This is a genomic window from Microbacterium sp. zg.Y1084, assembly GCF_024623595.1.
GTDB lineage: Bacteria > Actinomycetota > Actinomycetes > Actinomycetales > Microbacteriaceae > Microbacterium > Microbacterium wangruii.
Genome location: NZ_JANJGV010000003.1, coordinates 141,113 through 166,010, shown reverse-complemented (window position 1 = coordinate 166,010; position 24,898 = coordinate 141,113). Strand labels below are relative to the sequence as shown.

18 protein-coding genes are annotated in these 24,898 nt (G+C 71.2%); 7 read left to right on the top strand and 11 right to left on the bottom strand.

Features of this window, described 5'->3' with window-relative positions; genetic code table 11:
• Positions 1-146: 146 nt before the first annotated feature.
• The 6 genes from NQ165_RS05245 to NQ165_RS05220 form a co-directional block, all read right to left on the bottom strand.
• The gene (locus tag NQ165_RS05245) at positions 147-2,513 is read right to left on the bottom strand and encodes a family 43 glycosylhydrolase (RefSeq protein WP_257531951.1); all 2,367 of its coding nucleotides are present in this window, start codon (positions 2,511-2,513) and stop codon (positions 147-149) included.
• Positions 2,514-2,609: 96 nt separating this feature from the next.
• Positions 2,610-5,093 carry a glycoside hydrolase 43 family protein gene (locus NQ165_RS05240; protein WP_257531948.1) on the bottom strand — a complete coding sequence of 828 codons (2,484 nt, stop codon included), beginning with the start codon at positions 5,091-5,093 and terminating at the stop codon, positions 2,610-2,612.
• Between the two features lie 112 nt (positions 5,094-5,205).
• Positions 5,206-8,142, bottom strand: coding sequence for an immunoglobulin-like domain-containing protein (locus tag NQ165_RS05235; RefSeq protein WP_257531946.1), 2,937 nt, complete (start codon positions 8,140-8,142; stop codon positions 5,206-5,208).
• A 197-nt stretch (positions 8,143-8,339) separates the two neighbouring features.
• A complete protein-coding gene (locus tag NQ165_RS05230) occupies positions 8,340-11,204 on the bottom strand; it encodes an FtsX-like permease family protein (RefSeq protein ID WP_257531944.1) in 2,865 nt (954 codons plus the stop codon).
• Complete coding sequence (locus NQ165_RS05225) at positions 11,201-11,932, bottom strand: ABC transporter ATP-binding protein (RefSeq protein ID WP_257526237.1); 732 nt, start codon at positions 11,930-11,932, stop codon at positions 11,201-11,203. Before NQ165_RS05225 ends, NQ165_RS05230 begins: the two co-directional genes overlap by 4 nt.
• Positions 11,929-12,540, bottom strand: coding sequence for a PadR family transcriptional regulator (locus tag NQ165_RS05220; RefSeq protein WP_257531942.1), 612 nt, complete (start codon positions 12,538-12,540; stop codon positions 11,929-11,931). The genes NQ165_RS05225 and NQ165_RS05220 overlap by 4 nt, the downstream gene beginning before the upstream one ends.
• Positions 12,541-12,651: 111 nt before the next feature.
• On the opposite strand from NQ165_RS05220, the gene NQ165_RS05215 reads away from it, so the two are divergent.
• Both NQ165_RS05215 and NQ165_RS05210 read left to right on the top strand, forming a co-directional pair.
• Positions 12,652-13,296, top strand: a complete 645-nt coding sequence (locus NQ165_RS05215) for a DUF1992 domain-containing protein (RefSeq protein WP_257531940.1) — start codon at positions 12,652-12,654, stop codon at positions 13,294-13,296.
• A 12-nt stretch (positions 13,297-13,308) separates the two neighbouring features.
• Positions 13,309-13,842: a ribonuclease H gene (locus tag NQ165_RS05210; protein ID WP_257526240.1), complete on the top strand. Its 534-nt coding sequence runs from the start codon at positions 13,309-13,311 to the stop codon at positions 13,840-13,842.
• Positions 13,843-13,869: 27 nt separating this feature from the next.
• On the opposite strand, the gene msuE is transcribed toward NQ165_RS05210, so the two are convergent.
• From msuE to NQ165_RS05190, 4 genes are all read right to left on the bottom strand, one after another.
• The gene (gene msuE, locus NQ165_RS05205) at positions 13,870-14,469 is read right to left on the bottom strand and encodes an FMN reductase (protein WP_257526241.1); all 600 of its coding nucleotides are present in this window, start codon (positions 14,467-14,469) and stop codon (positions 13,870-13,872) included.
• Entirely contained in the window at positions 14,466-15,467 is a 1,002-nt protein-coding gene (locus NQ165_RS05200; protein ID WP_257526242.1) for a ketopantoate reductase family protein, read from the bottom strand. The genes msuE and NQ165_RS05200 overlap by 4 nt, the downstream gene beginning before the upstream one ends.
• On the bottom strand, positions 15,464-16,309 hold the full coding sequence (locus tag NQ165_RS05195) for a sulfurtransferase (RefSeq protein ID WP_257531938.1): 846 nt from the start codon (positions 16,307-16,309) through the stop codon (positions 15,464-15,466). Before NQ165_RS05195 ends, NQ165_RS05200 begins: the two co-directional genes overlap by 4 nt.
• A 131-nt stretch (positions 16,310-16,440) precedes the next feature.
• Positions 16,441-17,445, bottom strand: coding sequence for a LacI family DNA-binding transcriptional regulator (locus NQ165_RS05190; protein ID WP_257526245.1), 1,005 nt, complete (start codon positions 17,443-17,445; stop codon positions 16,441-16,443).
• A 254-nt stretch (positions 17,446-17,699) separates the two neighbouring features.
• Between NQ165_RS05190 and NQ165_RS05185 the strand changes: the two genes are divergently transcribed.
• From NQ165_RS05185 to NQ165_RS05165, 5 genes are all read left to right on the top strand, one after another.
• Positions 17,700-18,977 (top strand): extracellular solute-binding protein, encoded by a 1,278-nt coding sequence (locus NQ165_RS05185; protein ID WP_257526246.1) that lies wholly within the window; start codon positions 17,700-17,702, stop codon positions 18,975-18,977.
• Between the two features lie 66 nt (positions 18,978-19,043).
• Entirely contained in the window at positions 19,044-20,009 is a 966-nt protein-coding gene (locus NQ165_RS05180; RefSeq protein ID WP_257526248.1) for a carbohydrate ABC transporter permease, read from the top strand.
• A complete protein-coding gene (locus NQ165_RS05175; protein WP_257531936.1) occupies positions 20,009-20,917 on the top strand; it encodes a carbohydrate ABC transporter permease in 909 nt (302 codons plus the stop codon). The genes NQ165_RS05180 and NQ165_RS05175 overlap by 1 nt, the downstream gene beginning before the upstream one ends.
• The gene (locus NQ165_RS05170; RefSeq protein WP_257526250.1) at positions 20,914-21,687 is read left to right on the top strand and encodes a ThuA domain-containing protein; all 774 of its coding nucleotides are present in this window, start codon (positions 20,914-20,916) and stop codon (positions 21,685-21,687) included. Before NQ165_RS05175 ends, NQ165_RS05170 begins: the two co-directional genes overlap by 4 nt.
• Positions 21,684-22,700, top strand: coding sequence for a Gfo/Idh/MocA family protein (locus NQ165_RS05165; RefSeq protein ID WP_257526252.1), 1,017 nt, complete (start codon positions 21,684-21,686; stop codon positions 22,698-22,700). Before NQ165_RS05170 ends, NQ165_RS05165 begins: the two co-directional genes overlap by 4 nt.
• 1 nt (position 22,701) lies before the next feature.
• Here the strand turns inward: NQ165_RS05165 and NQ165_RS05160 are convergent, their stop codons facing one another.
• The gene (locus tag NQ165_RS05160) at positions 22,702-24,888 is read right to left on the bottom strand and encodes an alpha-galactosidase (protein WP_257531934.1); all 2,187 of its coding nucleotides are present in this window, start codon (positions 24,886-24,888) and stop codon (positions 22,702-22,704) included.
• Between the last annotated feature and the right edge of the window lie 10 nt (positions 24,889-24,898).

Genomic DNA, 24,898 nt, shown 5'->3' with positions numbered 1-24,898 from the left:
CACCCGGGCGTTCCGGTTGTCGTTCTCAGAGACTTCGGAATCCTCGCGGTGGATGCGTTGCGACGTTACCGATGACGCAGATCGCTGACAAGGAAGATTCCGGAGTCGGCGGGCCCCCGGGGAAGCGCTCCCCGGGGGCCACGTGCTCACTGGCAGGAGCGAGCGGAGTAAGGCACGCGGAGGTCGGCGGCCACCGCCTCCCCATCGACCGTCGCCGTGGCGGTCACCTCCCCGTCGGGCACCGAACCCTGGCGGGTGGTGAACGTGTGGGCCACCGAGGCGCCCGGGGCGACCGCAGCGAAGGACTTCGACGCGAAGTCCGAGTCCAGACGCACGGCCACCGGGACCTCGTCTTCGTTCACCACCTGCACCGTCACCGCGGCCTTGCCGGCGACGCAGCGGACCGAGGCGACGGCCGTCACGTCGAGCGCGGGGGCAGCCCCTGCCTGTTCGAACGACCAGGAGTCCAGTTCGAACAGGTCACCCTCGGGGCCGGCATACGTGAAGAACACGTCATGCGTTCCCACCGCCGCGTCGAGCTCCGCGGTCAGCTGCGTCCACTCGCCCAGAGGCCCGTCGACCGGGATGGTGCCGAGGATCTCGCCGTCCGCACCGCCGGCGCGCACGTCGATCCGGCCGCCGTCCTGCAGCGGCTTGACGCCGACCGTGACCGACCGGGCTCCCTCGTCACCGAACGCCACCGAAGACAGCGCCGTCCAGTCACCGTCGTCGATGTCGGTGACGGCCAGGTTGGGGGCCGTCTCGCCGAACTCGCTCGATCCGTCCGCGATCTTCGCGGTGGCGATGCCCTTGCTCCACCCCAGCGTCTCGGCCTCGAACGTGCGGTACGGATCGAAGTCGCGCACCTGCTCGGCGCCGGCATAGGTGCCGACGACCTGGTTCACGGTGCCGTCCTCACGGAAGGTGAGCTCCTGGATGTGAGGGCTGCGGTAGCCCTGGGTGGTGTCGCCGGTGATCCGCTTGTTGAGGGTCGGCGCGTGATAGGTGAAGTAGAACTTGCCCTCGTATTCGAAGACCGACTGGTGGTTGTTGCCACCGGTGCCGGCGCCGAAGAACTGGGACTGGTTCGGGAACATGACCCCGGCGTACGTCTCCTTCGGCCACGACATCGGGTCGTCCGACATCATGTAGCCGATCTGTCCGCCACCCGGGTAGCCCGGGAGCGGCGTCTGGTTGCCGCCGAAGTCGTTGCCGCCGAAGTGCGACGAGTAGGACAGGTAGTAGGTGTCCCCGCGCTTGAACACCTGGGCAGCCTCGAACGCCACCGGGGCATCCACCACTGCGGCGGTGCCCTGGGTGGAGACCATGTCGTCGCCCAGCTCGATGACGCGCAGGTTCTTCGGGTTGTTGTACCGCTCTGCGGGCGGGAAGGCCGTCGAAGCCGGGCCGCCGCCGAAGTACAGATACGATCGCCCGTCGTCGTCCACCAGCGGAGCCGGGTCGAAGAGCCAGCTCACGCCGGCCGCACCCGGCGTCGCCGAGGTGATCAGCGGGCTCGTGCGCTCGTTGGACCACGGGCCGAAAGGCGAGTCGCCCACGATCACGTTGCTCGACCCGCCGCCGTTGGCGTAGTAAAGGAAGAACTTCTCCTCGCCGTCGACGACGTTGCTCGCCATGCCGGGAGCCCAGGAGTTGCCCGTATAGGGCGCCACGCCGTTGGGGCCGGCGACGGGGATCTCACCGTGGTCGACCCAGTTGACCATGTCGGTGGTCGAGATCAGCGTGATCTGGTTGATGTCGCCGTAGTTGATCTGACGCGACACCCCCGTCACGGGGTCGGGGGCGTACCCCTGCGTGTCGTTGGTCATGTACATGTACACACGCCCGTCGTGGGCGAACCCGTAGCCGTCGGCGCCGAACTTGTGGCCGATCAGCGGGTTGTGGTCGCCGGGAAGCTTGCCGACGACCTCGATCGTCTTGGATGCCGGCGGGGGCGGCGCGCTGCCGACCAGCGAGACGTCGTCGACGGTGAAGTCCATGAGGTGCACATCGGGCGCCGACTGCGGGTCCTGCGTCCAGGGGGTCTCCACGAAGATCCGTGCCGTCGAGGCGTTCTGATCTGCGGGGATCGTGAAGGTGGCGTTGATCGAGCCCCACTCGCCCCGTGCGGGGGTGGTGGTGCCGAGGTTGGTGTAGCTGCCGCCGCCGTAGTGCATCGTGATGAAGAACTGCTTCGTCGCGGGGCTGGCGGGATCGTCGTACTTCACCCGCGCCGTGACGGTGTAGGTCTCCCCGGCCTGCAGCTTGCCGGACAGATCCTGCATGGGACCCGAGCCCGTCGTCGTCCTGTCGGTGACCCGAACGGCCTGTGCGCCGGTGGATGCATCGTCGGTGAGGGTGAGCGTGGCCCCGTCGGCGGCATTGCCGTTGTTCGCGAACCACCCCTGCAGACCGTCCTCGAAGCCACCGTTGACGATGAGCTCCTCGTCGGCGGCGTGCACCGGGCTGCCGACGGCGAGTCCGGCTGCCAGCAGCACTCCGGCCGCTGTCATCGCGATCACCCTCATCGGTGATCGCCTGTCACTGCGTGTACGCAAAGACCTCTCCTTTGTCTGTCGTGTTGATCCGATGCCCGCGCGGCGGGCTGCTCACCGGCACGAATGGCCGGCGTAGGGTGTGACGGCCCGCGTCGACACCTCCTCTCCGTCGACGATCGCGGTCGTGTTCGCGATGAGGGAGCCCGCCGGGGGCGATGCCTCACGCGTCGAGAAGGCGTGCGCGGCGGAGCCGCCGGGTGCCACGGTGAGCGTCTTGTCCGCGTAGTCCGACGACAGCGCGACGGTCACGGGGACGTCCTCGCGGTTGTCGACGCGCACCGTCAGCAGGGCCTTTCCTGCCAGGCACCGCCACGACGCCGAGACCGTGACGGCGAGTTGCGGCTGCCCGGCCTCGATCACACCCAGCCGCGCAAGCTCGAGACCGAGTGCGCGAGCGGGGGCGTCGATCTGGTTCTGGGTGCCGAGGCTCCCAGCTCGAGCGGCTTCGGCCGATGCCAGCGCCGCCTGCATGGCAGTCCAGGCATCCGCGGGGTAGGCCGCCTCGGAGAGCGTGCGCGCGTGGCTGATCGCCGCGTCGAGCTGGCCGGTGTCGAGGGGGAGGTTCTGGGCGGTCCGCACGTCGCTGAGCAGGAAGTGGTCGACGTCGACCCGGCCGCCCGCTTGCTGCGTCGCGTAGGTGAACAGGCCGATCCGGTGACCCATGAAGTGCGTGAGCGTTCCGTCGAGCGTCTGGGGGCCGACGCGACCGCCGAGCTCGTTCCACTCCACGCCGTCGAAGCTGTAGAGGAAGCTCGTCCAGAGCTGACCGGCGGGGGCGGCGAAGTCGAGGTCCGCCTTGAGGTGGATCTCCGTGGCGTCGCCGAGGTCCACCGTGGTACCGGGCAGGAACTCCTCCACCGCGCGCTGGTCGATGTCGGCGGTGAAAGGGGCGACGCGGTTGACCACTCCGACCGTGGTCGCGCCGCTTTCACGCTTGACGCCCACGTAGGAGAAGTTGCGGCCGAAGGCGGCGAGACCCGCCACGTCGCCGTCCTTCATCCCGGAGATGTCGAGCTTCGTCTCGGCCGACTGGCTCGGTCCGAACGTGCGCTGGGTCAGGGTGTTGCGCGCCTCCTCGAGCCAGGCCAGCTCGTCGTCTGCGGCGAGCTTGGTGTGCCGGAACTCCCCCGTGACGACTCGGCCGTTGGTGAGCGTGAGCCAGCCCTCGCGTTCGGTGAGCGACCAGTACCGGTTGTCGGGGGCGTGGTTCCACTGCCACTGCATCGCCAGTCGCGACCCGTTCGATGCGACCTCGTCCGGGTGCGGATACTCGCGATCGGGCGCGGAGCCCGCCTCGGGCGGGATGGCCCATTCCTCGTCCATGTATGCGCGGTGCGGGGCGTCGTTGGCGAAGTCGTCGGATGCCACGATGCTCTTCTGCCGCTCCAGCCGCTCCTCCGCCTCGCTCAACCGGATGGGCTTGGCGAACGACCCGTTCACCGGGACGCTGCCGGCGTTGCCGAAGGTCGGCCATCCGTCCGCACCCCAGGTGGCCGGGATGAGCGCCGGGATGCGGCCGATGGGGAAGGTGTCACGGAAGAACATGCCCCAGTAGGTCAGGTCGCCGTCCTGCTCGATGGGGACGAGGCTGCCCTGCGCGAAGCCGTTGGAGTTGAGGACGCCGCGCGCCTCGTACGGGTTGCTGCCGTCCTCGGTCGCGTAGCGGCCCAGCAGCTCGTCGGAGCGGAACAGCACCACCTGCCGGCCCTGCCCGGGCGGCCAGGTGATGATCACGATGTAGTACTGCCCGTCGATGAAGGTGACCTGCGCCCCTTCGAACAGCCCGCCGACGGGGGCACCGGGGTAGTCGCCGGGCCGGATGATCTGCGGATACTCGCCGAGCACCTCGGAGAAGTCCGCGCTGAGCTTGACCGCGCTGGTCGACCCCGAGCCGTAGAAGATGTACGGCGTGCCGTCCACATCGAAGAACAGCGACGGGTCGTGGTACGAGCGGCCGAGCGGAATGCGCTCCCACCGCCCCGCGTCGATGTCCTCGGTGACGTAGAGATACGACCCGCCGAGGTTGTTCGTGTTGAACGCGACGTACCATTTGCCGTCGTGGTGGCGCAGCGACGACGCCCACTGACCCTGGCCGTACGAGGTCTCGCCGTTGCGCAGCGAGAAGGAGTCGCTGATGTCGGCGCGGTCGAAGACGTAGTTGACGATCTCCCAGTTCACCAGGTCGTACGACTTCATGATGGGTGCGCCGGGGCTCAGGTGCATCGTGGTGCTGATCATGTAGTAGATGTCACGCCCCTCCGCGTTCTGATCGGCGGGGAGGCGCTCGACCGACACGTCGGGGACGTCGGAGTTGAGCAGGGGCACGCGGTAGGTGCCGTCGCCGTCGTCCGTGGAGGTGTAGGAGGGATCCGGCTCCCACTCGGGGGCGGCCTGGGCCTTCTCCCCCGACGGAGCGAGGACCACGCCGATCACGGCGCACACCGTGAGCAGCGCCGTGAGAGCGGTCCTCCCGTTGCGGACCCCCGTGCGCCGGGAGGCTGCGCCGCGCGCATCGGCGGCTGCGTCGTGGGACATGTCGGCTCCTTCGCCGTGTCGAGCGGTCGATCACCGCGAGACGTTCGGGGGGCTCGTCCGGTCGGACGGGCCGAGCGGGTGGGGGCCGGAGGACAGCCCCCACCCGTGGGCATCACCGCCCGCAGGACAGTGCCCCGTATTCGGTCTCGTACACCGACTCCCGCGGCCCGCCCGAGGTCTCCGCGGTGACGGTCACCGTGACCGCGCCCGCCGGCACCGCAGCCTGCCGCGTGGTGAAGGCGTGCGTCGCGCCCGCGCCTGCCGCCACCGACGCGAAGGTCTTCGCGCCGAAGTCGGATTCGACACGCGCCGACATCTCCTGCTCCCCGGCGTTCTCGACGCGAACGGTGAGCAGCAGCTTCCCCGCCGCGCAGCGCTCGCTGACGGTCACCGCCGCCGGCACCGCCGGAGTGACCTCGAAGTCCACCTGCGCCTGTGACGCACGCAGGATCTCATGGCCGAGGAACTGCGCCGTCACCTCGGAGGCGCCGGCGGCGAGGTCGGCCGGGAGCGTCACCGACGCGCTGCCGTCCTCGAGGTACGCCTCTGCGGACCAGTCGCCCACCGAGAACCGCACCTGACCTCCGGTCTGGAAGCCGTCCGACGCGGTGACCGTCGCGGTGGCGACCGCGGCCTCCCCCTCGACGGCATCCGCCACGACCAGTTCCGTCGTCGTGTCGACGTCTTCGTTCGCGATGCCTCGGATGTTGTTCCACTCGCGCAGCGTCAGCGGGATGACCGTCCCGTGCCGCGGCCGCGGCACGCCCGCGTTGGTCATCGTGATGGTCTTGGGGTTCCAGGTCTGCGCCTCGATGTCCGCCTCGCACGCCGCCTGGTATCCGCCGCCGTTGGTGTAGCGGTCACCCCACAGGTAGAACTGGCCGGGGCACGCCGTGTCACCGGGGTTCGCCTCGAAGATCACCGGACCCTCGTAGCCGGCGTCCGGCTGCCAGGTCGTGCGTCCCAGCGCGGGGGCCACCAGCTCCCACGCGGAGATGTCGCTGTCGAGGAAGTCCGCGTTCTTCTCCGAGAAGATGTCCGACCCGGCGTTGCCCGCCTCGTTCTTGGTCACCCGATAGTAGGTGTCATCGACCTTGATGGCGGTCGTGTCGATACGCGACTGGGGAGCGGGGTTCTGCCAGACCTGCGGCTCCGAGAAGGTCTGGAAGTCGCGGGTGGTGTTGTACCACATCTGCGCGTTCCCCTGTCCGGTGCGGTTGACGGGGTCGCTCCACAGGGACTGGGCCCAGAAGACCGCGTAGGCGCCGATCTCGTCCACCCACAGCGACTCCGGTGCGAAGGCATTGCCCGCATCGTCCGGGGCGACCTTCACGTGGCGCTGCGGCGTCCAGTTGACGAGGTCGTTCGACTCGAACACCTCGATGTACTGCGTGTCGTTGATCGCATAGCCGCCCTGGTCGTACCAGTTTAGGTCGGTCGCGATCATGTAGAACGTGTCGCCGTCGGGCGAGCGCACGATGTGCGGGTCGCGCAGTCCCTGATCGCCCAGCTGGGACACGAGCGACGGCATCCCCCCGGTCAGCCCCGTCCAGTCGAGGGCGGTGTTGCCGTTCGAGGTGGCGAACATGATCTGCTCCCCGTCGGCCTGACCTTCGCCCTTGAAGTACCCGAGGAAGTACCGCTCGTACTCCTCGTCTCGGGGCAGGGGCTTCACGACGACGTCGAAGCTCTTCTGCTGGGAGACACCGTCCCCCGAGACGGTGGCGATCAGGGTCGCCCGATGCTCCGGTTGACCGTAGGCGGGCCGCGTCACCTCGCCGGTGGGGGAGATCGCCGCGTCGCTGGACTCCCAGGTGATGACGGAACCCCAGTCGCCCTCGGCAGGCAGATCGATGTGGCCACGGACGTCATCGGTCGCGTACAGCTCGAGCTCGAGGGTGTCCCGCTCGACGGACTGGGCGCTGTCGAACTCGGCCTTGACCGTGATGGGGATCTCCCGCTGCGTGACGGAGTCGGGCCCCTTGCGCACAGTCGCCGTGAGCACCGCCTGCGCGTCGGGAGCGCCGAGCGGCGGACGGGTGATCACCCCGCGGATCGGGACCTTGCGCGCGCTGTTGACCGCGGGCGGGGTGACGACGTCGATGACGGTGTCGTCGGAGGATTCCCAGGAGATCGTCGACCCCGCGACGTCGCCGAGGCGCGGGAGCTCGAGGTCGGTCACGACCGCGGACGTCAGGCCGAGATCGATCGCGTCGGCATCGGCCGCGACGCCGTCCTCGTTTCCGGCGTGCGCCCGCGTGGCGGCCTCGTCGGCGCTGAGCGCCCGATCGTAGACACGGAAGTCCGACAGGGTTCCGCGGAATGCGTAGTGACCCGGGTTCTGCGACCGGGCGAGGTAGTTGCAGTTCGTCCCCGCAGCGTTCACCGCCGGGGAGGTGGTGATGTCGGCGGCCTGCGCGTGCTGCACTCCGTCGACGTAGAGCGTGCCCGTCCACGTGGCGCCGTCGGGATTCTGTGCCTGCGTGTAGGTGACGTGCTTCCAGACTCCTTCGGCCAGGCGCACGCGGTTCTGCTGCACGTTGACCGTGCCGACAGCCACCCGCAGCCGCTGGGTGTTGGAGGACAAGAGCTGGCCCTGCTGGCCCGCGGCGTCGTCGCACGACGCCTTCGCGCCGATGCCCCAGATCTGATGCTCGCCCACGTTGGCAGGGTCGATCCAGATGTCGTAGTCGACGGTGACCGAGGACATGCCGGCGGTGAGATCAGCCGGCAGCTGCGCGTAGCCGCCCTCGAGGGAGTAGGCGTAGTCGTCGGGGTTGAACCGCACGCCCGAGCCGGTGAGCGCCACGCGTTCGGGGTTCACGAGCGTGGCGTTCGCGGCCGCTCCCGCCGACCCGGTGTTGGCGAGCACGGTGCCCGACGTCTCATCCAGCACGAAGCGGTGCACGAGCCCGTCGGTGATGTCGCCCTCGGGCGCTGCCGCGAGCGCGGGCGTCGCCACGGCGCCGCCGAGACACAGGGCGGCGACGGTGAGCAGACCGGCCAGGCGCCGTCGGTGAGGCACGGCGGAAGGTCGCGATTGATCCATGATCAGATACCCCTTCGTATCTCTCATCGGCCGCCGGTCGCGACCTTGCGCACAGTGTTACCGTTAACAGCGAGGGCCGCAAGCCCCTCCGCGCGCAGAAGGTGCTGCTGGCGGTCGAGGAGCCCGACGCCGTCACCGAGTCGACCCCGCTGCCGACCCATCTGGTCGTGCGGGAGTCGACCCGGCGACGCGACTGATCAGGCGATGGCGGTGCGGCGCGTGAGATCCGGATGCCGCGGGGGCACGAGCCACGACACGATCGCGATCGCCAGCGGCAGGCCGACGGCCAGCAGTGCGAGCCAGGCCCACGGCAGGTCGGTGAGCTGCGGCGGGTTGTAGCTGTTCCCGCTGGCGAGCACGACGCCCCACACCGGCAGGATGCCGGCGACGGCGCCCGTCACGGTGCCCAGCCCGGTGATCACCAGCGCCTGCCACAGCGCGATGCCGCGGCGCAGGCGCCTGCTGCCACCCACGGCGGCGAGCGTCGCGTCGTCGGGACGGCGCTCGACCCGCGCCAGGCCGAGCGCGACGGCGCTGGCGGCGACCACGAGGACACTCGTCGCGCCGAGGATGAGCCACAGCCAGCCGGCCGGGGCCGACGGGCCGCTCTCGAGCTGGGGCCATATGTAGACGTCGGGGTTCATTCGCGACGCGGCCTCGGCCTCGGCGCGCAGCCGGTCCAGTGCGGTGACGGACAGCGGCTGGTCGTAGGCGGCGACGAGGGTGAAGCCGCCGTAGCCTACGCCGAGGCGCTCTGCTGTCTGCGGCGAGACGATCACGCCCCAGGGCAAGGCCACGGGCGTCTGCAGATCGACGACCTCGAGCGAACGGTCGCCGCGCGTCTGTACCGTGGCCGCGTCCCAAGACCCGTCTACCTGCTCGGCGGTCACGGTGGCCACCTCCACGAGCCCGTCGTCGGTGAGGAACCGGGTGTCGGTGACGATGGCCGCCCCGTCGCGGAAGGCGGCGCGGGCGGAGCTGGGCACGGCGACCCCGAGCGCGGCAGCGAGGTCGGCGTCGTCGACCACGGCAAGGGCGTGGTGGTATCCGGCGGCCGCAGCGCCGGCGGGGACGCAGTTCGCGTTTCCCACCGCTGCATCCGCGCAGTCGACGTAGTCCTGCAGCGCCGGGGAGATCACGGTGACGTCGGGATTGCGCAGCAGCCCGGACTCGTCGTAGGTTCCGGGCCAGCCTTGGGTACGCACGAGCGCCACCGCGGCGGGGTCGGTGCGGGCGAGCAACGCCCGCGCTCGCTCCTCGCCGGCCGTGAGCTGCGCTCCCCGGTCGTCCGCCTCCCCGAGCGATGCCATGAGGGCGACGCTGCCCAGCGGCGCCTGGTAGAACCAGCCACGCTCCGCGGCACCGAAGCCCACAGCGACCCCACCGAGCGCAGCCGACGACAGGAACGCAACGGCGGCGATGGCGGCGAAGGCCGGAACGATGCGGCCCGGATTGGCCGCGGCGTCGCGGGCCGCAATGCGCGGGGCCAGGCCCAGCCGCGACAACACGAGGGCAAGCAATGTCAGCAGCCAGTGACCGGCGAAGATGACGCCCACCTGCAGCAGCAGCGGGCCGGCGATGATCCCGATGATGCCGGCGACCCACAGCGGATGCGGGGAGCCCCCTTCGATCGGTTCGACCGTGGCGAGCACGGTCCCCGATGCCGCGGTGACGCCGATGCCGATCGCCAGCAGCAGCGAGCCCCACAGCGGCCGGTCGGTGCGCACGCGCACCGGGCGCCGCGCGCCGCGCAGCGCAGCGATGACCTCGCCGCGGGTGGCGGCGCGCGCCGGCATCAGCGCGGCGAGCGTGCCGACGATCGCGGCGAACGCGACGACACCGACGAGCGCCGGCCACGGGACGTGCAGCCCCCAGAACGCGGCAGCCGAACCGTCGTCGAGCAGGTGCAGGAACAGGATGCCGAGCCCGATGCCGAGTCCGGAGCCGATGACGCCGCCGACCAGACCCAGCACTGTGCCCTGCAGCAGCACGATACGGAACACGTCTCCGCGACCGGCGCCGACGCTCGCGGCGACAGCGAGCGCGCGCTGCTGTCGCCGGGCGCTGACGGAGAACGCGGCACCCGCCAGCAGCACCACGAGGTAGCCGCTGAACGCTGCGGCAGCAGCCACGATCGCCACGATCGACCAGACCGAGGCGGCGGACGAGCCCGGCGCCGCACCGGCCCCCGGGTTGGCGTACAGCTGCCGGTCGAGCACGACGAGGCCTTCGCTGTTGAGCTCTGCCATGTCGTCGGCGGTGGGACTCCACTCCGGGAGGAACCAGCGCGTGGACGTCACGTCCACCTGCAGGGCCCGGAGTGACGCGGTCGCCGGCAGGAAGACGACCTCGGCGGCATCCGGGTCCTCGGCCTGCGTCATGACTCCCGTGATCGTGAAAGATGCCGCGGGCTCGGTGAGCACCAGGTCGTCGCCGATCGTCGCGCCGAGGCGTTCGAGGGCACCGGGCGAGACCATCGCCTCGCCAGAGCCCCGCGGCGCGCGGCCGTCGTGCAGTTCGAAGCGCCCGTCGAGCGCGGGGTCCCAGGCCTCGCCGATGACGGCGGCGAGCGAGCCGGTGCCGCCCGCGGTCTCAGCGGTGACGGCGGCGAAGCCGATCTCCATCAGGTCGAGCCCCGCCGGCAGCAGCGGCGCGGCGCTCTCCGGCATCGGCTGCTCCGCGTTCGCCGGGATGCCGGTCATGTCGTCGCGGTCGATCTCCCACCACGACGGGTCGTCGAGGTACTGCCGCAGCGATGGGTCGGGACCATACACGACGGCGACCCAGCTGTCGGCCTGGCCCAGCTCCGCGGTGAGCGTCTCCTCGGTCGTGGGCACATGGCTCACGGCGAACACGATGCCGCCGGCCACGAGCGTCATCGGCAGAGCGACAAGGGTCACCACGAGCAGGCTCGACGCCCAGCCGCGACGCACCTGGCGCGAGGCGAGTCGCAGGTCGGCGCGCAGGCGGGGCCAGATCGAGCGGCGCTCGGCGGGCGGACGATCGGTGGGATCGTCGGACGGCGGCCCCGCGAGATCGGGGGCCGGGGCGGTGACGGTCATCGCGCGTCACTCAGCAGCGACTCGGCGCCGGTGCGGCGCGATTCGTCGACGACCCGGCCATCGCGCAGGAACACGATGCGGTCGGCCCACGCCGCGTGGCGGGGCTCGTGCGTGACGAGGATGCCGACGGCACCGGCATCCACTCGTGTGCGCAGCATCCGCATCACCGCCTCGCCCGTCACCGAATCCAGGGCGCCGGTGGGCTCGTCGGCGAGGATCAGCCGGCGTCCGCCGACCACGGCGCGGGCGATGGCGACGCGCTGCTGCTGCCCACCGGAGAGGTCGTCGGGGTAGGCATCGAGCTTGTCGTCCAGGCCCACCGACTGCAGCGCATCCTTGCCGGCCCGGCGTGCCACCCGGGCCCGGAAGCCATCAAGCTCGAGCGGCAGCGTGACGTTCTCCATGGCGGTGAGGGTCGGGATCAGATTGAAGTCCTGGAAGACGAAGCCGAGCGACTGCCGTCGCAGCCGCGCGAGTTCGCGTGCGGATGCCGTGGACAGGTAGGTGCCCTCGACGATCACCTCGCCCGTCGTCGGGCGCTGCAGGCCGCCGGCGATCGACAGCAGCGTCGACTTGCCCGAGCCCGATGCGCCCATCACGGCGACCAGCTCGCCGCGGGCGACCTCGAGGTCGACACCCGCCAGCGCGCTGATCGCGGTCTCCCCCACGCCGTACTGCTGCGTGACGCCGACCAGGCGCAGCACCGGCCCGGCCGTCGCGGCGGTCATCGCGCCGTCTCCGCCGTGGTGGCGGCCTTGGCGGGGCGACCCCGCTTGGGCTTCTCGGTCGACAGCTCCAGCGCCATCGCGTGGCGCGGATGCAACGCCAGGCGCTGCTCGGTGTGGTCGAGCCAGCGCACCTCGGCCTCGGCGGTGAAGATCATCGCGTCGACCACGAGCGACCAGGCCAATTCCTCCGGCCCGTTCGGATCGGCACCGGCGTACTTCGCGCGCTGCAGCTCCTGCAGCTGCAGGAGCGACGCGCGGCGCTGCGTCTGGATCACCTCACCGACGTCGACGCCGGGGAGGGTCGCGGCGACGGCGAGCTTGATCGCCAGCTCGTCTCGGGTGCCCTGGCCGCGTTCCACCGGGGCGGCGAGCCAGGCGCGCACCTCGGCCCGACCGGCATCCGTGATCTGCCAGTACACGTGCCCCTGCTCGTCGACGTCGCCCTTCTCGACGAGGCCGTCGCGCTCGAGGCGGTCGAGGGTGTTGTAGATCTGGCCCACATTCAGCGGCCAGGTCGACCCGGTGCGGCGGTCGAACTCCGCCCGCAGCTGGTAGCCGTAGCACGGCCCCTGGTCGAGGATCGCCAGCAGGCTCTGTCGCACAGACATCCGTGTCTCCCATCAATGCATACCGCGTATGTGATTTCTGAGTATATACATACGCAGTATCGCCTCGCCGTGCCAGTGCGGCGTTACCGTGGAAAGCCAGGGAGGTGCGCGATGACCGAGGATCCCCGGCTGCACGCGGCGCGGTACCGCGTCGAGAAGCTGCAGCGCGAGTGGGACGACGACGCCCCGGCGGAGTCCCAGGAGCCCGGCACCGAGCCTGCACGCGAACCCGACGCAGACCACGTGCGCTCCAGCCCCGGCAGCTCGATGTCGACCGATCGCGCCGCCTACATCGAGACGGCGATCCAGCAGGCGATCCGCGCCGGCGAGTTCGACGACCTGCCCGGCGCCGGCAAGCCCATCGAGGGGCTGGGCGTCGCGCACGACCCGGACTGGTGGATCCGCCGCAAGATCCAGACCGAGAAGCTCACCGGCCTCGGACCGCCCTCACTCATGCTGCGGACGGAGCATGCGGAGTTCGCTGCGCGCGCCGACGCACTCTCCCGCGAGGAGGACGTGCGGGAATATGTGACGGACTTCAACCGGCGGGTGATCGAAGCGCGCCGGCAGCTGCAGGGAGGACCGCCCGTCGTCACCCCGCTCCACGACGTCGACGACGAGGTCGCCGCCTGGCACGAGCGTCGTCGCGACCGGCAGGCCGCCGCGTCCGCTGCCGCCTCGGCGCACCCGCCCAGACGCCCGCGGTGGCGCCGCCGCGGGCACCGCGATGACGGTGCACCCGCCACGGGCGGGTAGCGTTCTGTGGTGATGACCTCCCCCGAATCCCCCTACATCGTGGCCACCGACGGCGCCTGCAAGGGCAACCCGGGACCGACCGGATGGGCGTGGGTCGCGGCGGACGGACACTGGGCCGCGGGCGCCATTCCGCAGGGCACGAACAACATCGGCGAGCTGATGGGGCTGCTGAAGGCGATCACCGACCACCCGGACGTGGCGAACCTGCACATCCAGGCCGACTCGAAGTACGCCATCGACACCTACCAGTCGTGGATGGACGGCCACCGCCGTCGCGGCTGGAAGACCTCCACGGGCTCCCCCACCAAGAACCGCGACCTGCTCGAGCAGCTCATCGTCGCCCGCGACGCCCGCCGGGCGGCGGGCCTTCCCGACGTCGTGCTCGAGCACGTGCGCGGCCACCGCGGCCACGTGCTCAACGAATGGGCCGACGAACGCGCCGTGCGCGCGGCGGAGCACGCCGCGAAGGGCGTCGCCAGCGCCTGGTCGTCGCTCGGCGGCCACGACAAGCTCGACGTCGCCGCCGCCCCCGCGAAGAAGCGCTGAGCGCGGGCGGATGCCGCGGCATCCGCCTCACCAGGTCGACACGTACCGCGACACCTCCTGCGCGACCGCCTTGCGGATGAGCGGCAGACCGCCGTCGACGGCCTGGTCGATGCGCGCCCGCACCGCGGGCGACGTCAGCGCGTAGCCGTCGAAGTCGGCGGCGCTGGCGTATACCCCCACCGGCAGCGTGAGCGCCTGGAAGAACCCGAACAGCGGGCGCAGCTGGTGCTCGAGGATGAGCGCGTGCCGATCACCGCCGCCGGTCGCCGCGACGATCACGGGCGTGCCCACCAGTGCGTACTGCTCGACGAAGTCGAACAGGTGCTTGAACAGGCCCGTGAACGACGCACGGTAGACCGGGCTCGCCACCACGAGCAGGTCGGCCGTCTCGATGTCGTGCAGCGCCTGCCGGGCCGGCGCACCGAGCTCCGCCCGGGTCAGCGCCCCGGCGAACGAGCCGCCGAGGTCGGCGATGTCGATGATCGTGGATGCCACGGGCACCCGGGCGGCGAGGGCGGAGACGATGGCCTCGACGAGCACCGTGGTCTTGCTCGGGGCGTGCAGCGAGCCGGACACGCCGACCACCCGCAGCGGCGCGGCAGCGCCCACGCCGACGTCGACGCTCACCGTCGCGTCCGCGCGGATACTCCGCCGAAGAGGGCGGAGCCGAACTCGGCGGGCAGCGGCAGCTCACCCGGCCGCCCCCGGCGGTGGGCGAGTGCTCCCAGCGCGCGCGCGACCGCCGTGTTCAGCGGAGCGTCGACACCGGTCTGCCGGGCGACGAGCGCGACCTCGCCGCTGAGGTGGTCGGCCTCGCTCGCGGCCCCTCGCGCGAACCCCTGCCACACCGACCCGCGACCCGTCGCGAATCCGGGCACCTCGCCGACCTCCAGCCGCGCGCCCGGCCGTGGCGGGGCGACGGCCAACCCGGCAGCGGCGAAGACGGCGCGCGCCTCGGCCTCGACCGCGTCGGCGGCGCGCTCGAGCTGCTCCTGCGGCGCATCGAAGACCTCGACCGCACCGGCGAGGCTGGCGATGAGCTTGCGTCTCTTGGCGGCGGCGATGTCGGGCTCGACCGAGGCGGCGAAGCCCGCCGCGGCCAGCGCCAGGCGGTGGCGCTCCTCCTCCGCGGGAAGGGAGTGGGGGTAGCCCCCCAACCACGCCGCGCCCACGATCGGGTGCGCCGCCGCGGCGATCACGCCGGGCGCGATCAGGCCGACGGGCGCCCCCAGCGACACCCCGATCACCGTCGCGAACCGGCGCAGCGCGATGCGCTCGGCCGCCAGTCCACCCTGCAGCGTGAGGATCGGAAGGTCGGCGACGACCCCGCGGCCGTCGGCCAGCGGAGTCCACGCGATCGCGGCGACCGCTTCTTCGACATCCGGCGCCTTGACCGCCAGCACGACGGTGTCGGCCGCCGTCGGGCGGGCGACCGCCAGCGAGCCGGCGACCTCCACCGCCACGACGTCGTCGCCGCCCGGCCGGCGCACCCTCACCCCGTCGCGTGCGATGGCGGCGCGCGTCGGCTCGCGTGCGATCAGCACCACCGGCACCTGCGCAGCGGCCCACTGCGCGGCCAGCAGCCCTCCCACTGCGCCGGCGCCGATGACGAGGTAGCGGCTCACCCGCCACCCCCGGGCTCGGCGCCGGTGGCCACCGGGCGGTCGGGGTGCTGCGACCACTGGCTCCATGAGCCCGGGTACAGCCGCGGGGCGAAGCCGGCGAGGGTGAGGGCGAAGGCCGCGTGGGATGCCGTGATGCCCGACCCGCAGTACACCCCGACGGGCTCGCCCTCGGTCACCCCCAGAGCAGTGAACCGCTCGCGCAGCGCGGCGGGATCGAGGAAGCGACCGTCGGCATCCACGTTGGCGGTGGTCGGGGCGCTGAGGGCGCCCGGGATGTGACCGGCGCGCGGGTCGATCGGCTCCGTCTCGCCGCGATAGCGCTCCTCGGCGCGCACGTCCAGCAGCACGCCGGTCTGCGCCAGCGCCGCCGCTGCTCCCATCGTCAGCCGCGGGAGGAGTCCGCGACCGAGCGTGACCGAGCCGGGGCTGGGAACCACCGCGCCCTGTTCCAGCGGCAGCCCGGCGGCGATCCACCCGCGCAGGGCGCCGTCGAGGATGCGCACGTCCGCCACCCCCGCATCGACGAGCAGCCACCAGGCGCGCGCGGCGGCGAGCGACGACAGGTCGTCGTAGACGACGACGGTGTCGCCGTCGTCGAGCCCCCACCGCCGCGCCGCCTCCCCCAGCTGCGCCGTGGAGGGCAGCGGGTGCCGCCCCTCGGTCGGTGCGCCGTGCGCAGACAGCTCGCGCTCGAGGTCGACGTAGACGGCGCCGGGCACGTGCCCGGCGAGGTACTCCGCCCGGCCGTCGGGTCGGTCCAGACGCCACCGCACGTCGAGCACGCGCACGGGGTGAGGGCCGGCGATGAGCGCGGCGAGCGCTTCGGGGGTGATGAGGGACATGGTTCTCCCGGAGGGGCGGCCCACGGCGAGCGCGAGGGGGCGGTGCGCCCAGATTAGGAAAGTCCCGGCCTCCCGTCACGCGTCACGCCGATGTGTGTCGATGGCTTTCGCCGTGTGACGCTGCGTGTCGGTCAGATGAGCGTCTCGCGGCGCACCAGCGTCGTGGGCAGCACGATGCTTCCCCCCTCGGCTCTGCCCTCGATACGCGCCAGCAGCGCCTCGGCCGCTGCGCGCCCCATCTCCTCCAGGGGCTGACGCACGGTCGTCAGCGGCGGGTCCGATGTCACGGCGACGACGACATCGTCGAACCCCACCAGCGACACCTCGTCGGGCACGCGGCGGCCGGCCGCCTGCAGCACGCGCAGCCCACCGGATGCCATGAGATCCGAGCACGCGAACACCCCGTCCAACCCGGGCGCGCGCTGCAGGAGACGAGCCATCGCGGCGGACCCGCTGTCGGCAGTGAAGTCACCGTGCACGACCGGGCCCGCGACCACGCCGTGGCGAGCGAGCTCGTCCTTGCATCCCTGCAGGCGCTCCTGCGCCTGCGCCATGTCGGGCGGGCCGGCGATGATGCCGATCGTGCGCCGGCCGGCATCCACGAGCGCCTGGGCAGCGAGCACCCCACCGCCGTAGTTGTCGCAGTCGATGACGACGGCGTCGCTGCCGACGTCCTCCGCAGGGCGACCCACCCAGGCGATGGGAACGGGCGACTGGGCCAGCTGTGCCACCAGGTGGGTGATCTCGTGCTGCAGGATCACGATGACGCCGTCGAGGGCGCCGGAGCGCAGGAACCGGGGAATGCGATCCCGGTCCTCATCCTCTGCCGGCAGCAGCACGGGCTGCGCCTCACCGGCGGACAGCCCTTTGGCCGCCCCCTTCAGCACCGCGGTGAAGAAGGACCCCCCGACGCTGTCGAGCTCGTTGAGGGCGATGACGATGCCGATCGCCCCCGAGCGGCCGCCCCGCAGCACCCGTGCGGCGAAGTTGGTCTCGTACCCCAGCCGCCGCGCCTCCCGCTCGACGGCGACCGACATCGCCGGGTCGACGTTGGTCGCGCCGGCGAGGACGCGGGCGGCCGTGGCCCGGGAGACACCCGCCGCATGGGCGACGTCGACGAGCGTGGGGCGTGACATGGCTCCTCCTGAGCGGCCGCAGCGGTGAGATCGTTCTCTGGTCCCCGATCATTGCACGTCGACCCACCGGCATTCATCTCATCGGAACGAATCGTCGCAGCGCAGCGGCTCTTACATCGTTGGAGGGATTTCTCGGCAGATGTCTTGCCAGCATCCGTCGGCCGGGCCTACTGTGTCCCGAACGAGAGATCGATCTCTCGCCCGAGGCCATGGCGGCCTCCGCAGACACATGTCCCCGAAGAAGAGGAGCTGTTGTGAACCGTCGCAAACTGGCCCTGCCCATCGCAGCGGTCGGCACTCTCGCACTGCTGATGTCCGGATGCACCTCGGGAGGTTCGGGCGAGAGTTCGGGCGACCCGAACGCCGAGTTCGAGTTCTGGTCCTTCACCGGCATCGGCCAGAAGGACTCGGTCGAGCGCTACCTCGAGAAGAACCCCGACGCCAAGGTGAAGCTGTCGGAGGTGGGAAGCACCGCCGAGACCGCCACCGCGCTGACCGCGGCGCTGGCCGGCGGCCGCGTGCCGGACCTCGTCATGATCCAGAACGACGAGCTGCCGAAGTTCATCGAGAACCCGAGCAACTTCATCGACCTGCGCACGCTCGGCGGCGACGACCTGGGCGAGGACTACCTCGACTGGGCGATCGGCGAGGCCACCGCCGAGGACGGATCCATCATCGGCATCCCCACCGACGTCGGCGGTCTGGGCTTCGCCTACCGCGCCGACCTCTTCGAGGCCGCGGGGCTCCCCAGCGACCCGGACGAGGTCGCCGCCATGTGGTCGGACTGGGATTCGTTCATCGAGATGGGCGAGAAGTACACCGCCGCCACCGGGCAGCCCTTCGTCGACAACGTCGAGACGACGGTGTTCTTCGCCGCCGTGAACCAGGTGAGCGAGAAGTACTACTCGCCCGAGGGCGAGGTCACCTTCGACACCAACGGCGAGGTGGAGGAAGCGTTCGACGTCGCCGTCCGCGCCTACGAAGCCGGCATCAGCGCGGGGATCGCCGCCTGGTCGTCGGGCTGGGCGCCGGGTCGCGCCAACGCGGCGTTCGCCGTGTCGACGGCGCCGTCGTGGATGCTCTCGGGCTACAAGACCGACGCCCCCGACACCGAGGGCCTGTGGCGCGTCGCCGCGGTCCCGGGCGTCGGCGGCAACTGGGGCGGCAGCGTCATCGCCATCCCCGCCCGGGCGAAGAACCCCGAAGCGGCCTGGCAGTACATCCAGACCATGCTGACCCCCGAGGCGCAGACCGAGCACTTCGCCGAGACGGGCACGTTCCCTGCCGCCAAGTCCGCACTCGAGAGCGAGGAGGTGCTCAGCTACACCGACCCGTTCTACGGGGACTCCCAGATCGGCGAGGTCATCAGCGAGTCCGTGCTGCAGTTCAACTCCTTCCTCAACGGGCCGGACACCAGCGCCATCGGCGCCGCGCTGCTGAACACCCTGGTCGACATGGAAGCCGGCAACGTCGCGCCGCGCGAGGCCTGGTCGACCGGCGTCTCGAGCGCCAAGGCCGCGCTCGGCGGCTGAGCCGTCACCCATCGGTGGGGCCCGGCGTGCGGCCGGGCCCCACCCCCGACGATCGAGGGAGCAATCATGACCGCGACGGCGACCGCCATCCCCGTCCAGAAGAAGGCCCGTCGCAGCGATCGGCCGCCCCGCCAGGTGATCCGCCAGCCGCTGGCCGAGCGCGTGGCGCCGTACCTCTACATCGCGCCGTTCTTCGTGATCTTCGCGATCTTCGGCCTCTTCCCGCTGCTGTTCACGTTCTACGTCGCCCTGTTCGATTGGAACCCGATCGGCGAGCAGACCTTCGTGGGGCTGGCCAACTTCGAGCGGCTCTTCGCAGACCAGCGTTTCTGGAACGCCTTCGTCAACACCTTCGGCATCTTCCTCATCTCGACCATCCCGCAGCTGATGCTCGCCCTGGGACTCGCGCACCTGCTGAACCACGCGACGCTCAAGATGGCCAACTTCTTCCGCATGGCGCTGCTGGTCCCCTACATCACGTCGGTCGCCGCGACCGCCCTGGTGTTCGCCCAGATCTTCGACAAGAACTTCGGCCTCATCAACTGGATGCTCGACATCTTCGGCATCCCGGCCGTGAACTTCCTGTCGTCGCAGGTCGGCTCGTGGATCGTGATCTCGTCGATGGTGATGTGGCGGTGGTTCGGCTACAACACCCTGCTGTACCTGGCGGGCCTGCAGGCCCTGCCCCGCGAGATGTACGAAGCCGCCTCCGTCGACGGGGCGTCGGGGTGGCAGCAGTTCATCCACCTGACCATCCCGTCGCTGCGGCCCATCATCATCTTCACCGTGATCATGTCGACGATCGGCGGACTGCAGATCTTCACCGAGCCGTTGCTGGTCGCCCCGGAATCAGGGCTCACCTGCGGCGGTGGCCGGCAGTGCCAGACGCTCGCGCTGTTCCTCTACGAGCAGGGCTTCGGCCAGTTCGAGTTCGGCTACGGCTCTGCGGTCGGCGTCGCACTCTTCGTCATCGTCGTCGTGGTCTCCCTCATCAACTTCTTCCTCACCACCCGCACCCGGAAGGCGCGCTGATGTCCGACGTGATCGATCAGGCGGTCCCGCAATCACCGCAGGAAGCCCTGGTCCGCCCCCAGCTGAACCGGCGCCGCCACGGCGGGCGGGCGGGCAAGGTGGGCTGGCCCGTCTACGCGCTGCTCATCGGCGCGGTCTTCATCAGCGTCTTCCCGCTCTATTACATGTTCGTCATCGCCTCGGTGGGAGCGAGCGCGGTCACGTCGATCCCGCCGCGGCTGTACCCGGGTTTCAACTTCGCCGACATCGCCGCGAAGGTCTTCGAGACGGTGCCGTTCTTCCAGTCGCTGCTCAACAGCGTCATCGTGTCGCTGACGGTCGCGGTCATCACCGCGATCCTGTGCGCCCTCGCCGGCTTCGCGTTCGCGAAGCTGCAGTTCCCCGGCCGCAATGCGCTGTTCCTCATCGTCCTGCTGACGATGACCGTTCCGGCGCAGCTGAGCGTGATCCCGCAGTACCTGATCATCTCCTGGCTGGACTGGGTCGACACCCTGCAGGCGATCATCGTGCCGGGGCTCGCGAGCGCGTTCGGCATCTTCTGGATGCGTCAGCACATGTCCACGACCCTCAACGACGAGCTGATGCAGGCCGCGCGCATCGACGGAGCCAACAGCTGGCAGATCTTCTGGCGCATCGGCTTCCCCGTCGTGCGGCCCGCCGCCTTCGTGCTGGGCCTCATCACGTTCACGTCGGTGTGGAACGACTTCATGTGGCCGTTCATCGTGCTGAAGTCGCCGGAGCTGTTCACCGTGCAGATCGTGCTGAAGCAGCTGCAGGCGAACCGCACCATCGACCTCGCCCTCACGATGGGCGGATCGTTCATGGCGACGCTCCCCCTGCTCATCGTCTTCTTCTTCGTCGGACGCCGCATGGTCGCCGGCATCATGGACGGGGCTTTCAAGGGGTGACGCGCACACGAACCGTCCGCGCTCTGGTGTGGGGCGAGAACCACCACGAGAAGAACGACGCCCTCACCCGGCGCCTCTACCCGGACACCATCCACGGCACCATCGCCGCCGCGCTGCGCGACGGTCTCGGCCACGAGGTCGTCGTCGACACCGCGACGCTCGACGACGACGCGCACGGGCTGTCCGAGGAGCGCCTGGCCGCCACCGACGTCCTGTACTGGTGGGGTCACGTGCGGCACGACGCCGTCGCGGACGAGGTCGTCGAGCGCGTGCACCACCACGTGCTCGCCGGCATGGGGCTGGTCGCCCTGCACTCGGCGCATCTGTCGAAGATCTTCACGCGCCTGATGGGCACCACCTGCACGCTGCGCTGGCGGCAGGCCGACGACCGCGAACTGGTGTGGACGGTCGCCCCCACGCATCCGCTGGCGCACGGCGTGCCGCAGCCCATCGTCATCCCCCGCCAGGAGATGTACGGCGAGTTCTTCGACGTGCCGCAGCCGGACGATCTCGTCTTCGTCTCGGGCTTCAGCGGGGGTGAGGTGTTCCGCTCGGGGATGACGTTCGCCCGCGGCCACGGCCGCGTGTTCTACTTCTCGCCCGGCGACCAGGACTACCCCGTGTACCACCACCCCGGCATCCGGCGGGTGCTCTGCAATGCGGCGCTCTGGGCCGCTCAGGACCGTCCCCGAGAGGCGCCCCGGCTGACGATGCGCCCGCTCGACGAGTTCGCGGCGGCGCCGGCCCCGACGGAGGCAGGCGGCGCATGAGACAGGTCGTCATCGTGGGTGCCGGCGGCATGGGCCGGGCATGGATGGACGCGGTGGCCCGTCGGGACGACCTGTGGGTGGCGGCCGTCGTCGACATCGTTCCCGACGCGGCGCAGGCGGCGGTGCGGGAACGCGGCTGGGACATCCCCTGCACGGCGACGGTCTCCGAGGCCCTGCGGGCGGTGGATGCCGGGATGCTGCTCAACGTCACGGTGCCCGAGGCGCATGTCGAGGTCAGCAGCGCGGCCCTGCGCGCCGGGGTGCCCGTGCTCAGCGAGAAGCCCGTCGCCCCCACCCTGGCCGGCGCGCTGCATCTCGCCGCGATCAGCGACGACACCGGCACGCTGCTGGCGACCAGCCAGTCGCGCCGGCATGCCCGCGGCATCCGTGCCCTGCGCGACGCCCTCGACACGCTGGGCGGCGCGGAGCAGCTCGACGCCCGGTTCCGTCAGAACCCGCGTTTCGGCGGCTTCCGCGACCGGATGGCATCGCCTCTGCTCCTCGACATGGCCGTGCACACCTTCGACCAGGCGCGGTACCTGCTGGGCAGCGAGCCCGTGACGGTCTGGTGCGAGGAGTACTCCCCGTCGTGGAGCTGGTACCGGGGCGCGGCCGCCGCGCACGCGGTGTTCCGCTTCAACGACGGCGCCCGCTTCGCCTACTCCGGCAGCTGGTGCGCCGACGGCCTGACGACATCGTGGAACGGCCACTGGCGCGGCGACGCGGCAGGGGGTGCAGCCGAGTGGGACGGCGAAGACCACGTGGTCGCGCAGTCCGGCGACGCCCCGCCGACCGTGCAGCCGCTCGACGAGGCCGCCGAAGGCCTGGATGCCGCACTGGCGGAGTTCGTCGGCGCCCTCGACGGCGGACCCGCACCCTCGGGTGAGATCGCGGCGAACGTGTGGAGTCTGGCGATGGTCGAGGCGGCGGTCGCGTCGTCGACCATGGGCACGCCGGTGAGCCTGGCCGCGGTGTTCGGCGCGGCCAGGGCGCAGGTGGGCGCGGCGCGCTAGGTCAGTCCACCGCCGCGACGTGCACGACCGCGGCGCGCTCGGGGTGGAACGTGGGGAATTCGAGTCCCACCGTGCGCAGCATCGAGCCCGAGAGCACCGGGGCGTCTCCCGCGCGACCCAGCCCCGGGGTCAGCCGCAGCCAGTCGGGCACCTGCCACGGCGGGCCGAGCGACTCCGGCGCGGTCGAGGTGACCCGGTAGCGTCGCTCGTCGGCCAAGCCCGGCAGCCGCACGCGGGAGAGCGTGTCGGGCGTGGTGGCGGGCGTCACGATCGTGAAGAGACCCTCGCCCCGGTCGGGGGCGACCACGCCCCGCAGCGCCGGACCGGCGGGGTCGAGCTCGCCACCACCGACGGCGGCGCCCGTCTGGATGAGCCCGCGGAAGCGGCGGTAGTCCGCGATCCACCGCTGCAGCGCGGCACGGTCGTCCGCTGCCAGCTCCCGGATGTCCCATTCGATGCCGAAGTGCCCGAGGAAGGCCACCGCGCAGCGGTAGTGCAGATCGTGGGTGCGGCCCGTCACGCTCGACACCGGCGAGGCCACGTGCGACCCCATCATCTCCGGCGGCACGAGCAGGCCGGTCCAGCGCAGGATGTGGAAGCGGTCGATCGGGTCGTGGCTGTCCGAGGGGTGCACGCGGTCGGTGCGCGCGAGGATGCCGAGGTCGACGCGGCCCCCGCCCGAGGCGCAGCTCTCGATCTCGAGCTGCGGGTGCCGGGCGCGCAGCTCGTCGAGCATCCGGTACAGCGCGAGGGTCTGATCGTGCACCGCGGGGGCGCCGGTGGCCGGGTGGCCGGCCGCGACGAGGTCCCGGTTGTGATCCCACTTGAGGTAGGCGACGCCGATGTCGGTGATCAGTCCGTCGAGCGTGCCGAGGATGTGGGCGAACGCGTCGGGGTTCGTGAGGTCCAGCACCTGCTGGAACCGGTAGCGGGCGGGCAGCTCCGGGCCGGCGCGCAGCATCCAGTCGGGGTGGGCGCGGGCGAGGTCGGAGTCCTCGTTGATCATCTCCGGCTCCACCCACAGCCCGAACTCCATCCCCTGTCGTCGCACCTCATCGGCGAGAGGACGCAGCCCGTCGGGCCAGACCGTGGGGTCCGGCTCCCAGTCCCCGAGGCCCGCACGGTCGTCGCGGCGGCCGCGGAACCAGCCGTCGTCGAGCACGAAGCGTTCGACGCCCAGTGCCGCGGCCTGCACGGCGAGGTCGGCGAGCACCGCCGGGTCGTGGTCGAAGTAGACCGCCTCCCAGACGTTGAGGGTCACCGGCCGGTCGCGGCGCGATGACCGCGAGATCCCCCGCAGGTGCGCGTGGAACCGCGCAGCGGCGGCATCCAGGCCGACGCCGTAGCTGCCGTGGATCCACGGCGTCTCGTACTCCTCACCGCCCCGCAGCCGCACCTCGCCGGGCAGCAGCACCTCGCTGCCGCGGAAGGCCAGACTCGCATCGTCGCGGTCCAGCGCGTGCTCGTGGTCGCCACTGAACCCCACGTGCGACAGCCACACTTCGCCGGCGTCGGAGGAGAACCCCGGCACGCCGGCGGCGAGAACGGTCGTGGCATCCAGCCCGGTGCGACCGCGCCGCGAGGTGCGGGCGTGCGTGCCACGGACGACGGCATGCCGCTGCGGGATGCGCTCGTGCGCCCACCGCCCGGCGAAGTCGAGCACGTCGGTCGCGCGCGTGGGCACCGGCAGTGCCGGCGCGACGGACTGCACCTCGAGCGGCTCGCCGTCCGCCGCGGCGTTGCGCACCCTCACCCGCGTGCGCACCAGCCCGGCCGGGGCCAGCTCCAGCTCGATCCGCACGTCGATCCCGGCGCCCGGGTCGCCGGCGTCGACGGTGATGCGCCCCGCTCCGGTCTGCGTGACCTCGCTGTCCGGCTCCCGCTCATCGACGCGCACCCTCCGCACGCGCAGCTGCGGCGCCCAGCCGGCGCCCGCCGTGTGCACGCTCAGTCCCGGTCGCCCGAACCACCCGGCGGCGTGCTCCGGGAGGATGCTCGGCCGGTACGGCACGTCGGAGACGTCGTCGATCCCGCGGCGGCGCTCAGCGAGCGCGAACGCCTGCAGATCGGCGTCGGCGGCGACGATCGCAGCCCCCCAGTGCAGGATCGCCGGCAGGCGGTCGCGCTCCGCGGCCACGACCAGCGAGACGCCGGCGGCGGAGAGATGGATCAGAGGGGAGGTGGGCATCGGCATCCTC

What these genes read in the sequence shown, in the direction of transcription:
- NQ165_RS05245 (WP_257531951.1), bottom strand. Translation starts at nt 2,513, where the DNA reads ATGACAGCGGCCGGAGTGCTGCTGGCAGCCGGACTCGCCGTCGGCAGC.
- NQ165_RS05220 (WP_257531942.1), bottom strand. Translation starts at nt 12,540, where the DNA reads ATGTCTGTGCGACAGAGCCTGCTGGCGATCCTCGACCAGGGGCCGTGC.
- NQ165_RS05175 (WP_257531936.1), top strand. Translation starts at nt 20,009, where the DNA reads ATGTCCGACGTGATCGATCAGGCGGTCCCGCAATCACCGCAGGAAGCC.
- NQ165_RS05230 (WP_257531944.1), bottom strand. Translation starts at nt 11,204, where the DNA reads ATGACCGTCACCGCCCCGGCCCCCGATCTCGCGGGGCCGCCGTCCGAC.
- NQ165_RS05180 (WP_257526248.1), top strand. Translation starts at nt 19,044, where the DNA reads ATGACCGCGACGGCGACCGCCATCCCCGTCCAGAAGAAGGCCCGTCGC.
- NQ165_RS05225 (WP_257526237.1), bottom strand. Translation starts at nt 11,932, where the DNA reads ATGACCGCCGCGACGGCCGGGCCGGTGCTGCGCCTGGTCGGCGTCACG.
- NQ165_RS05160 (WP_257531934.1), bottom strand. Translation starts at nt 24,888, where the DNA reads ATGCCCACCTCCCCTCTGATCCATCTCTCCGCCGCCGGCGTCTCGCTG.
- NQ165_RS05215 (WP_257531940.1), top strand. Translation starts at nt 12,652, where the DNA reads ATGACCGAGGATCCCCGGCTGCACGCGGCGCGGTACCGCGTCGAGAAG.
- NQ165_RS05165 (WP_257526252.1), top strand. Translation starts at nt 21,684, where the DNA reads ATGAGACAGGTCGTCATCGTGGGTGCCGGCGGCATGGGCCGGGCATGG.
- NQ165_RS05195 (WP_257531938.1), bottom strand. Translation starts at nt 16,309, where the DNA reads ATGTCCCTCATCACCCCCGAAGCGCTCGCCGCGCTCATCGCCGGCCCT.
- NQ165_RS05210 (WP_257526240.1), top strand. Translation starts at nt 13,309, where the DNA reads ATGACCTCCCCCGAATCCCCCTACATCGTGGCCACCGACGGCGCCTGC.
- NQ165_RS05240 (WP_257531948.1), bottom strand. Translation starts at nt 5,093, where the DNA reads ATGTCCCACGACGCAGCCGCCGATGCGCGCGGCGCAGCCTCCCGGCGC.
- NQ165_RS05190 (WP_257526245.1), bottom strand. Translation starts at nt 17,445, where the DNA reads ATGTCACGCCCCACGCTCGTCGACGTCGCCCATGCGGCGGGTGTCTCC.
- NQ165_RS05235 (WP_257531946.1), bottom strand. Translation starts at nt 8,142, where the DNA reads ATGGATCAATCGCGACCTTCCGCCGTGCCTCACCGACGGCGCCTGGCC.